At 39.5% G+C, this 10,961-nt stretch carries 11 protein-coding genes, 1 pseudogene and 1 riboswitch; of the genes and pseudogenes, 5 read left to right on the top strand and 7 right to left on the bottom strand.

Annotation, left to right across the window (positions count from 1 at the left end):
* Positions 1 to 133, top strand: a 133-nt coding sequence (locus DDE80_RS12730; protein WP_153060874.1) for a zinc ribbon domain-containing protein, incomplete at its 5' end; no start/stop codon positions are given.
* 102 nt (positions 134 to 235) lie between these two features.
* Here DDE80_RS12730 and DDE80_RS12725 read toward each other — a convergent pair.
* Together DDE80_RS12725 and DDE80_RS12720 are read right to left on the bottom strand one after the other, a co-directional pair.
* Positions 236 to 421, bottom strand: a complete 186-nt coding sequence (locus tag DDE80_RS12725; RefSeq protein ID WP_108308233.1) for a sodium:alanine symporter family protein — start codon at positions 419 to 421, stop codon at positions 236 to 238.
* A gap of 208 nt (positions 422 to 629) precedes the next feature.
* Positions 630 to 2,309, bottom strand: a complete 1,680-nt coding sequence (locus DDE80_RS12720; protein ID WP_108308232.1) for a methyl-accepting chemotaxis protein — start codon at positions 2,307 to 2,309, stop codon at positions 630 to 632.
* Between the two features lie 141 nt (positions 2,310 to 2,450).
* Here DDE80_RS12720 and DDE80_RS12715 point away from each other — a divergent pair, with 141 nt between their 5' ends.
* From DDE80_RS12715 to DDE80_RS12705, 3 genes are all read left to right on the top strand, one after another.
* Positions 2,451 to 4,058 (top strand): AAA family ATPase, encoded by a 1,608-nt coding sequence (locus DDE80_RS12715; RefSeq protein WP_235612337.1) that lies wholly within the window; start codon positions 2,451 to 2,453, stop codon positions 4,056 to 4,058.
* A gap of 70 nt (positions 4,059 to 4,128) precedes the next feature.
* Entirely contained in the window at positions 4,129 to 4,425 is a 297-nt protein-coding gene (locus tag DDE80_RS12710; protein WP_108308228.1) for a hypothetical protein, read from the top strand.
* Between the two features lie 70 nt (positions 4,426 to 4,495).
* Entirely contained in the window at positions 4,496 to 5,167 is a 672-nt protein-coding gene (locus tag DDE80_RS12705; protein ID WP_108308226.1) for a M23 family metallopeptidase, read from the top strand.
* 55 nt (positions 5,168 to 5,222) lie between these two features.
* Here DDE80_RS12705 and DDE80_RS12700 read toward each other — a convergent pair whose 3' ends face one another.
* The 5 genes and pseudogenes from DDE80_RS12700 to DDE80_RS12675 all read right to left on the bottom strand — a co-directional run bounded on the left by DDE80_RS12700 (position 5,223) and on the right by DDE80_RS12675 (position 10,612).
* Complete coding sequence (locus DDE80_RS12700; RefSeq protein WP_108308225.1) at positions 5,223 to 6,200, bottom strand: S-layer homology domain-containing protein; 978 nt, start codon at positions 6,198 to 6,200, stop codon at positions 5,223 to 5,225.
* A 13-nt stretch (positions 6,201 to 6,213) separates the two neighbouring features.
* Positions 6,214 to 6,957, bottom strand: coding sequence for a hypothetical protein (locus DDE80_RS12695; RefSeq protein WP_108308223.1), 744 nt, complete (start codon positions 6,955 to 6,957; stop codon positions 6,214 to 6,216).
* Between the two features lie 450 nt (positions 6,958 to 7,407).
* Positions 7,408 to 8,598, bottom strand: coding sequence for a hypothetical protein (locus DDE80_RS12690; protein ID WP_108308222.1), 1,191 nt, complete (start codon positions 8,596 to 8,598; stop codon positions 7,408 to 7,410).
* Positions 8,599 to 8,736: 138 nt separating this feature from the next.
* The gene (gene queF / locus DDE80_RS12685) at positions 8,737 to 9,234 is read right to left on the bottom strand and encodes a preQ(1) synthase (protein ID WP_108308220.1); all 498 of its coding nucleotides are present in this window, start codon (positions 9,232 to 9,234) and stop codon (positions 8,737 to 8,739) included.
* Between the two features lie 80 nt (positions 9,235 to 9,314).
* Positions 9,315 to 9,361, bottom strand: a riboswitch (PreQ1 riboswitch).
* A gap of 172 nt (positions 9,362 to 9,533) precedes the next feature.
* Positions 9,534 to 10,612: pseudogene (locus DDE80_RS12675) on the bottom strand (dicarboxylate/amino acid:cation symporter).
* Between the two features lie 183 nt (positions 10,613 to 10,795).
* Here DDE80_RS12675 and DDE80_RS12670 point away from each other — a divergent pair.
* The coding region (locus DDE80_RS12670) for a transposase (protein ID WP_201261524.1) at positions 10,796 to 10,961 on the top strand (166 nt) is incomplete at its 3' end.

Raw genomic sequence — 10,961 nt, 5'->3', positions numbered from 1 at the left:
TTGTGGTGCAGAAAAACCTATGAAGCTATCTGAACGTACTTACCGTTGTTCATGTGGGTATGTGGCATATCGTGACTATAATTCAGCCATCAATATCAAAAATGAAGGCATTCGCCTATTGGCATTAACATAGAAACAAAAACTCTTGGAACAAGAGGGTTAGCTCGGTCAGTTTTCGTTGGCTAGTAAAAGCAACGATAAGTCGAGAAGCCCCCACTTCAATTAGACCGCAAGGTCAATAAGTGGTGGGTAGTTCACAAAGTTTGCCAAGTGTTTGGCTAATCATATGCGGAAAGTATCGGAACTGGAAGAAGCCGAGTTTGATAGTTAGGAAGATACCGCCACCGAGTAATAATAAAATCATTGGCCAGCCCCAAATCCAGCCAGATATGTTTTCTAATGTTTTTTCGAAAGCCATCATGTTGTTGCACCTCGTTGTCTTTACGTTACGTAAATATGTATATTTATGCTTTATAGCGTAACAAAATACTAATGGCTTGTCTAGGTTTTTTATGCATTAAAGTGTTTAAATATAATAATAGGTGTAGAAGAAAAATAAAAATGTTAGACCGTGATGCATGGTCTAACATTTTATGTGTAAAGAATAATGTTTGTGTAGGTGCTGTTGATTAATACGTAAATGCTTTAGTTGCATCTGCTAATTCATGTGCTCGTTCAGAAAGATGAGCAGTAGAAGCTGCAATTTCTTCTACGGATGCTGTTTGTTCTTCTGCAGCACTTGCTACATTTTGTGCGCGTGTAAGAGAACGTTCTGCACTTGCATCAATTGCCGCAATTTGCTCGGCAATTTGTGCTAGCCCTTCATGAATACCGTGAATTTCAGAAGTAACCGTTGCTGTTTGCTCTTGTACATCATCGAAGCTTGCCACAATACGCGTAAATAAATCGCTCGCTACGTCAACTTTTGTTTTACCAACCGTTACAGAATAGTGGCTATTCGTAATATCTTGTTCAATTTGACGTGTATTCGTCATAATACTTGTAATGACTTGTTCGATTTCACCTGCTGCTTTATTAGACTCGTCTGCGAGCTTTCGTACTTCTTCAGCGACCACCGCGAAACCTTTACCCGCTTCACCCGCACGTGCTGCTTCGATAGAGGCATTTAATGCAAGCAAATTAGTTTGGTCAGCAATATCTTTAATTACTTTTGCTGCTAGTTCAATTGAATTTGTATTATCAGCTAAATCTTCCATACGTTCATTTAATGTTAACGTATGCGCCGCGATAATATCCATTTGATCTGTCACAGCTGTCACTGAACTATAGCCTTCATCAGCCATTGCTTTTGCAGTATTCATTGCATCATCTGTTACATCCACACTGTGAGAAATACCGTCCATTTTTGCTAATACTTCAGTCGATACCTCGCGCATTTGGTGTGTGCGATGCTCTTGATTTTCTAGGCTTGTCGAAATATCTTGTACGCTTTCTGCGACATTCATCGCTGCATTACTGACTTCTTCACTGCTTGCTGTTAGCTCTGCTGAAGTCGAAGCTACTGTATGTGAAGCTTGAGTAACTGTTCTCATCATAGCACTCAGTTTCTCGGCCATTTCGTTAAATGAGCGCGCTAACGATGCAAATTCATCGCGAGATCCCATTTCTAATCGCTGTGTTAAATCGCCAGTAGAGAACACATTCAGTGTGTCAATCGTACGTTGCATACGACGTCCAATATTGCGTCCTGTAATTGTTGCGATGACCATACTAATAACGATAATGATTAAAGAAATCACAACAATGGTACGCAATTGCGTAGCCGAATTTTTATGTAAGTCTTGAATCTTCGTATGTATAGCAGCGGTATTTGTTGCGGCCATTTCTTTACTAAATACGACTAACTCTTGAGAACCTTTACCTAAAATAGGTAATGCATTCTGTTCAGCTAATGTGTCATCGCCACGCTGTAAAACAGCGAGTACATCTTTTTCAATCGCTGCTTCCCAAGCGTCTAAATTTGTTACAAATGTTGTAAAACCTTCGTCAGTTTCGCCTTTTGCCTGAAGCGCTTCTACACTTTCTCGAAGTTTTTCTCGAATTTCATAATGGTTATCTAACATATCCTGCTTCTTATAAATCATATAGCCTCGAATCGCTGCATTTGCGCGCACCATTTGAAAGGCTACATCATTGTATAAATCAATGCGTGCCGTGTCTTCATCAATTGCACGTAGGGCGTCATTACTGCGCTGTAAAAAAATATAGCTAATGCCTGAAATGACAAGCATTGATATAATGACGATAGTAAATGCAATTTTTAATTTATTGCCAATTGTAATTTTCACCCGTACACTCTCCTCACTATGGTTATCTTTTTAATTATAAAGGATAATAGGCGGAAAGTGGGTAGAAAAAACGAAATACTATGTAAGATTTACAACTTTTCTAGGTGAATTAGCAGAAAAATGTTAGAAAGAGGGATAAGCGTGGAAAATAGGCAATTACTACAACTTTATTATCCGAGTGGAGCGCTCAAATATGAAGGTGAAACGAAAAAGAATGAGTTTGGGCACGATGTATACGACGGCTTTGGTAAACTTTACGATGAAGAAGGTCATCTTTTATACGAAGGTGAGTTTGTTGATCAGGCTAAACAAGGCGAGGGGAAAATGTATTTAAAAGGGCAACTTCGCTATAGCGGTCAATTTGCCCGCAATCAAAAGCATGGCCAAGGTGAGTTTTACCAAGGTGACTTTTTACGCTACCGCGGTAGCTTTGTGAATGACCAGATGGACGGCTATGGTGAGCTATTTTATGCGAATACTACTCAAATTTATTATAAAGGCGAATTCGTTCAAGGTATGCGTAAAGGAAAGGGAACGATGTATTATCCGAGCGGGCGCGTTATGTACGAAGGTGAGTTTATGTGGCAAAATCGTCAAGGTTTCGGGCGCTTGTATGAAGACGATGACGCTTCTACCTTACTGTATGAAGGGTATTATTTTGATGATGCGCGTCATGGTAAAGGTACGCTTTATGAGCATGGCGTTAAAGTAGCTGAAGGACAGTTTAAAGATAATGTTATGACAGGCGCAGGTGTATTGTTTTACCCAAGTGGAGCGATTAAATATGAAGGCGCAATTGCACAAGGTGTTGCGCATGGGCGAGGCGATTATTATACAGAAGACGGTAAAAAAATTTATAGCGGTGAATTTGTACATGGCGAACGTATGCGTATTACTAAAGAAGTAGAAGCTGAAATTGCTAAGTTGAGAACGGAACTCGCAGGTTTAATAGGGCTAGAAGATGTTAAGCGAGAAGTGAATCAGCTCATTAACTTTATTAAAATGCAAGGTGTGCGTGTGGATTTTGGCTTAGCGAGTTTTCCGATGACCTATCATTTAGTATTTACAGGGAACCCTGGAACAGGTAAGACGACAGTCGCTCGTTTAATTGGCCAGCTATACAAACATTTAGGAGTGCTATCGAGCGGTCATTTCGTAGAGACCGACCGTGCAGGTTTAGTAGCAGGATATGTTGGACAGACAGCGCTTAAAGTGCAAGATGTTGTAAAAAAAGCGACAGGTGGTGTCCTCTTTATTGACGAGGCCTATGCTTTAGTAAATGATCAAAACGATGCTTTCGGTCAAGAAGCTATTGATAGCTTGCTAAAAGCGATGGAAGATTTACGTGATGACTTAGTCATTATTGTAGCAGGCTACGAAGAGCGTATGGAAGCTTTTTTACAAGCGAATCCGGGCTTTAAATCACGCTTCAATCGCTTTATTGCTTTTCCTAACTATAATCATGAGGAGCTTTATGCTATTTTTGAACGCCTTTGTGCGCAAAATGATTATACGTATGACGAAAACTTTAAAGTGGCTTTAAAACAAGCTATTGGTAAGTTAGCAATGGAGACGACACCTAATTTTTCGAATGGTCGCTATGTGCGCAATATCTTCGAAAAGCTAGTGACGATGCAATCTAATCGTTTGGCAGATACCCAACAACTTACAAAGGAAATGGTTATGACACTCACACTCGAAGACTTAAAAGCGGCGGAAGCATTGCAATTGTTTGAGAGAACGTATTAACGGTTAAAGACATGATAAATTGGTAAGGGGTACCAATCGCTTTAGGAAGGTAGGAGAGAAGGTGAGCCAAATGAATCAACTCACAACCTATGAGGTGTCAAAATTATTACACAGTAAGCACGAAGAGTGGCGCAGTGCTAGTTATGATGATGTAAACCGCGTCAAAATGGAAATTAATCATATCGTTGAGCGCAGTTATCAAGAAGGGTTAGACGAAGAAGTAAGATCGTATATTCGGCTAAAACGTACGCTATCGCGTCAGAATTTGCAAGTGGCGGAAGATCAAGGCGCTTATTATTATCGATTTCCTCTTATCAAAGAGGGGGAGGTACAAGACACGGGATTTATGATTATTACAAAAAAGTGACATGTGAGAAAAGTCACGCGTATTTTGTGATAACACATGCTATGATAAATAGAAAAGAAGAGGTAAAACTATGCGAAAAATCCTATTAACGGCTACTTTCTTAGCATTGCCTTTATCGGCACAAGCCACCCCGAGTTTAAATTTAGCGCCCAGTACGAGCGCAACGCCGCCGAGCTATACGGCGCACGAACAAGATTTTACATTACAAGCAAATGCTACACAACAAGCTGAAATTTCGAAACATTTAGAAAAAGTAGAGGCGCGTCCAGGACGTGCAGGAGATATTAATAAAGGTATCCTACGTGCATTAAAGCTAGATGCATATAGTAGCATTGCCTTAAAAAAACCATTTATTATGCCAGCACAAGGTATATTAACTTCACCATTTGGCTATCGTGATTTGGACGGGAAAGAGTTTCATGCGGGGCAAGATATTGCCAACGCAATCGGTACGCCCATTTACGCTGCGGCAGATGGTGTCGTAATTGCGAAAGAAGAATTGCATACTTCAGCTGGTAATTATTTAGTTATTTTACATGAGCTAGATGGTGTAATGATTTCGACAAGGTACTTACATTTAGATCGCTTTATTGCGAATGTAGGTGATACAGTCAAACAAGGCGACGAAATCGCGAAAATGGGTACGACTGGTCGCTCCACAGGCCCCCATCTTCATTTTGAAGTACGCGCTGGTAAATTCTTTAGCGATTTACCACTTGAGCCTATGCGTTTTATACGATAATGAGACATACTAAAAGGCAACTTGAGAAAATCACTTCTCAGGTTGCCTTTTTAGATTAGATATCAATTGGTAAATATAAAATACCGTCTAAAATTTTAGCCATTTGCGCACGTGTTAATTGTCCACCTGGATTGAAAGTAGTAGGGCTTGTGCCATTAATGATGCCAAGCTGGTACATTAAACCGATAGCTTCTTGATTTTCGCTATGTAGTTTAACAACGTCTTCAAATGGTGAAGTACGCGGAATTTGTGTGAGGTCGATGCCGAGCATATCTAAATAACGAGCAATCATCACAGCTGCTTGTGCACGTGTAATCGCGTTACCAGGATTAAATTTTGTTAAGCCTTTCACGACATCAAAAGCATACATCGTCACAATATCATCCTTCGCCCAGTGCGTGGTAATATCGGTAAAAGGATTATCCTTAAATGGTGCTGTGTTAGGGATGGTACGATATAACATCGCAGCAAATTGTGCACGTGTAATAGGGTCACCGGGATTAAATTGGTTTTTCGTACTCGTTACAATGCCCAAACGTGCAAGGCGGTAAATCGCTGGCGCATTAGGATGATGACTAATATCTGTAAAAGAAGGATTGATAACGCCGCTATAACGCTTTAACGGTGTAACAGTTGGTTCACCTTTATGCATAACTGTGCCATCACGGATAACAGCAACGTCCATTGTCTGCGTATTACCTTCGATGGTAGTAGTGATTTCTAGTGTAATCTTCGTACTAGGATTAGTAGAGGCGAGCACAAGTGAAATGAGTGCGACATCCTCTTCAGGTAAACCTGTTTTATCAGCTGCTAAAAATTGTGCCCGATCAATATGCACAAGAGTTGTAGAAGCAAAGCGCTCAAAGCGTGGTACTTCAATTTTAGCGCCGGGAAAGTCACGGTACGTGTCTTTAAGGATGGCTACTTCACCAGTAAATACTTCAGCGTATTCATGCAAAGGGGAAGCGGCTTGTGCAGAGGGCGCGGTCATAAAAAGTGCGCCTGCTAGTAAGGATAGCCATAGTTTTTTCAATTGGATCCCTCATTTAATAAATTTTATCGAGCGTAGATGTTGTTTTATACGTTTCATTATTATCCATTGCCATGGTGTATACAGACTTAATTTCCCCCACACCTTTAGCAAAATAGCGTGTATCGACATAATCTTTACCTTTATCTTCAACGACAATGACATCATTATACGTACCAGCCGGTGTAATGACTTGTTCATCCACTTTTACAACAGTCCATTTATCAAAAGTCGCTCCTTTTTTAATAGGAGATTGCAGTACAATTTCTAAAGGTTTTACTTTTTCGAGCCATTCGATTTTAGGTACATCAGGTTTTTCAGTTTGAATGACTTCATCAACAACTAGTTCGATAGTTGTGGGAGTAATACGAAATATGCGCTGTACTTCCACGCCCCCATTGTTAACGTAATGTGCCACATAATTGTCATTTAACCATTTGGTCTGCACATCATACGTAGCAAATTCAATACCTTCGCCTTGGAAATGCGCTTTTTTCCCATCTGCTAAAAAATATTCTTTTAGCGCAAGCGTTTGGGTGTTGGCGTCTGCATCTTTATCTTTTTCTTTAGTCATGTCTTGTTCTTTTTTTGGTGTTTCTTTTTCGGTTTCAGGCGCTTTCGTTGTTTCTTCTGTTTCTTTTGTAGTCGTTTGTTCGGTCGTTGGTTTTTGTGGTTTAGCTGTCGTCTCGTCTTCAGGAGATTCAGCTGTACAAGCCGCAAGCAGAGCACTCGCGCTTAAAATAACTAACCATTTTTTCATGTTCATTCCTCCAATCTACAAATAGTATAGCAACTTTTTGCGTGTATCACACGTATAACTCAATAGGGATGATAAAATGTATTTTATTTATGTCGGTGACCAATTTTAGCGAATGTACCAAACAACGAACTTTTGCTGAAGCGGAGGTACGTGTAGACGCTTATCATGTAGCGCCAGAAGAAGCACAGCGTGAAACGCTATTTAAAGAAGTGCAAGCTTATTTCCAACAGGGGTTCAGAAGATGGAGAGTATGCTTATTGTGAAGGTCATTTGTTTATGCATTTCGACGGTGCTACCATTGACGCAAGAGCACAAGCGCCGAACTTTGTGCAGTTTACAGAAGAATAGCGGCTGTTTCAAGTCGTTGTTACTGTTGCTAGCCAAAAAATGCTAGACTAGCATATCGCCGGTCTAGCATTTTCCGCTTATTTATTAGTAGAGATAAAGGAGTTAATAGTTTAATACTTTCCGTGTGTCTTTTGCGAGCATATAAATTGAAAAAATTTCAACACCATGCCCATTCGTTAAACCTTGACCTTCAAAAAGATGAAGTGAAGGCTTTTTGTCGAGCTGATAAATAATGGATAGTGTCGGGAAGCTTTGACCATTTTTCATAATGGTTTCATTGACAGCTAATACAAGATCAGGATGTACGAGTAAATGAATAGCACGACCTGGCAGTAGCCCTTTACCTGTAATTAATAAGGTGTGGGCATTTTGATATGTAATGGTACAAGCGAATCGTTGAACTTGGAAATAACGTTGTAATAAGCGACTAATACGTTCGCAACGCAGTTCGTTTCGACTACTTTTCAAGCCTTGTTTTTGCGCATCTTGTAATTTTAAATAGTGACGCTGATTTTGTTTAATTAATTTATAGAGCTCTTCAGAGAATAGCGTCGATATTTTTTCTTCAGCTGCGTTATGGTTCGAAATAATGCGCATATAATACATATTCGTAATAATTGTATAGCGTATACTTTGTAGTTGAATCGTTTTCTTGTCGGTAAAAGTAGTACGTGTCATCTTCTCGGGAATTTGTGCCAGTACCGCTTTAATAAATTGTTCGTTATGTATAACAGTAATGGTGTCTGCGAATGTAGCTGCTTCTTCTATGTATGTCGTAATACGTTCTTTAGCACGAGGGTGAAGGGAAATTTGTGTTGGTGTAGTTTGTTCCGTATAACCACCAATGGCTTCACTAATTTTAAGTTCTTGCTGACGCAATTGACAAATCGTCGAGATGACCTCATCATGTGCATCTTTATGCCATTTTGCTTTAGGTATACCAATCATAAAAGTATGATGAGTAGGTAAATCTTCAAGTTGCTCACCACGATAAATTTGATACCCTCGGCGCGCGAAGTCATATTTCATCACATCATAACTCTTTTTTAAACGATCGGATTGCCGTGTCGCAAATAAATCGACTGCTTTCCGTGCTTTAAGTAACTGATAGTACTCACCGAAATGAGCCACACCGACGAAATGGATGAGGACCTCGGTAGTAGAGAGTACATAAATAATTTCTGCTTTTGCAGCTTCATTCTGAACACGTACGACATATTGTTCAGGTTTTACTTGTTTATTATACGCTTCATTGAAAGAAATAATATCTTGTAAAATAGGATGTAATGTCATAATAAGGTTCCCCCTTCTTTAGAATCAGTTCTTATAACCTATATTTTAAGGTAAAAAGTCATGGTATGCAATGATAGTTATCTGATAATTCTATAATATGATAAAAACCCCTACCTTAATTAGCGTAGGGGAGAAGGATTAACGATTATCAATTTTTTCGGGGTACATATCGTGATTCAGTAGGCGGTGTTCTGCCATTTTTTCGTATTTTGTACCTGGGCGACCATAGTTGCACCAAGGGTCAATAGATAAACCGCCACGTGGCGTAAATTTACCCCAAACCTCAATGTAGCGTGGGTTAATTAATTCGATAAGGTCGTTCATAATAATATTGACGCAATCCTCGTGGAAGTCCCCGTGGTTGCGGAAGCTGAATAAATAAAGCTTAAGTGATTTACTTTCCACTAACAGCTCATCTGGGATAAATGATACGTACATTGTCGCAAAGTCGGGTTGTCCCGTCATTGGGCAAAGGCTTGTAAACTCAGGGCAGTTAAACTTTACAAAAAAGTCACGTCCTGTGTGTAGGTTAGGCACGGCTTCTAAAACTTCTGGCGCGTACTCAAATAAATAGTTCGTATTTTGATTACCAAGAAGGGTAAGCCCCTCAAGATTTTCTTCTGATCTACCTGACATAATATTACCTCCGTATGAGGAGATTCTAGCTGGCCCATAAAAAAAGCCGCATCCTATGGGGGATGCGGCGTAGAAGACGTCATTCCATAGTTTTTTATAGAGGGTATCTGCTATGAACCTCTTTTTATTGTACGATTGTTATTGTACGCTGACGACTAACCAATGTCAATAGCTGCTTTTGTAACAAGTTACGCGACACTATTTAGTATAAAAAATAATGTAAACCGCTCATAAAATTAACCTACTTCCTCATAAAGCACAACAAAAAAGCACCGCGCTACTCACGCGATGCTTATTCGTTATTTTATTGTATAATAAATCTCTTTATTTAACGCATTCTCGGATTTAGCAACGACAACCGTACCAACAATATCACCACACACATTTATACTCGTACGTGCCATATCAATAATACGATCTACTGCGATAATAAGTGCAATACCTTCAATGGGTAAGCCAACTGTTGATAGCACCATTGATAACATAATTAAACCTGCGCCTGGCACACTAGCCGTACCAATAGAAGCGAGCGTCGCTGTTAAAATCACTAGTAAAAACTGCGAAGGTTTGCATACACTTGTGCAATAAAGAAGGTCGCCACACCTTGCATAATAGCTGTACCATCCATATTAATGGTTGCGCCAAGTGGTAATGTAAAGGAAGCTACCTTTTTATCTACACCTAATTGCTCCTCCGCTGTACGAATCGTAACAGGTAGGGCAGCTGCCGAACTTGCCGTCGAGAAGGCAATAGACAAAGGTGAAGTAATTTTTTTAAGAAGATAAATGGGATTTAACCCACTTACCACACGTAAAATAATCATATACACCACCACTTGCAGGGCAAGCCCAATAACTACCGTTAGCAAATACTTACTAAGCGGCAACATAATCTCATAACCTAATTGTGAGAAGGTACGTGCGGTTAAGCCAAAAATACCGAGTGGCGCAAACAGCATAACTACTGTTACTAAACGTAAAAATAAATCATTACATTCATTCACAAATAAACGAACAGTTGGTACTTTGTCACCCATAATAGTAATCGCAATGCCCACCATAATCGCAAAGAAAATAATCTGCAACATATTAGCTTCTGCCATTGCCTGAACAGGGTTAGACGGTATAATATGAATTAACACATCAATAAAAGGCATACCTTCATTGATGGCAACATCCGTTTCTTCTAGTACTGGCATTTTAAAATTACTGCCAGGGCTCATTACAAAAGCTACCCCTAGTGCTAGCGTAATTGCTAGTGCTGTTGTAATTAAGTAATACAGCATCGTTTTTGTGCCAATGCGTCCTAGCTGTCGAATGTCGTTTAATGACGATACCCCTACAACAAGCGCAAAGAACACGACTGGTACAATTAGCATCTTTAATGCTGCGATGAAAACGGTGCCTAAAAATTTAACGTCTTTCCGAAAGAAGTCTCCCATCCTCAAGGAATGTGAAGGTGCGAATAGCACCAATGAGTAGGTGGGAGATGAATTTCGGTTGGCTTTAGCCAAAGCTTATAATATAATCAGTCTTAGATGTAACAAAGGATTGATATCACAATGAAATTAGATAGTAATAATCATTCAGTATTCTTAATGCATTATCATCTTGTACTGGTTGTGAAATATCGGATACAAGTTTTTGACAATGAATTATCTGATTTTGCAAAAGAAATGTTCATTAAGATTGGAAGTAAATACAACATTTCTTTAGTGGAATGGAATC

The organism is Metalysinibacillus jejuensis (assembly GCF_003057615.1).
GTDB lineage: Bacteria > Bacillota > Bacilli > Bacillales_A > Planococcaceae > Metalysinibacillus > Metalysinibacillus jejuensis.
This window is presented reverse-complemented; position numbering and strand designations above follow the sequence as displayed.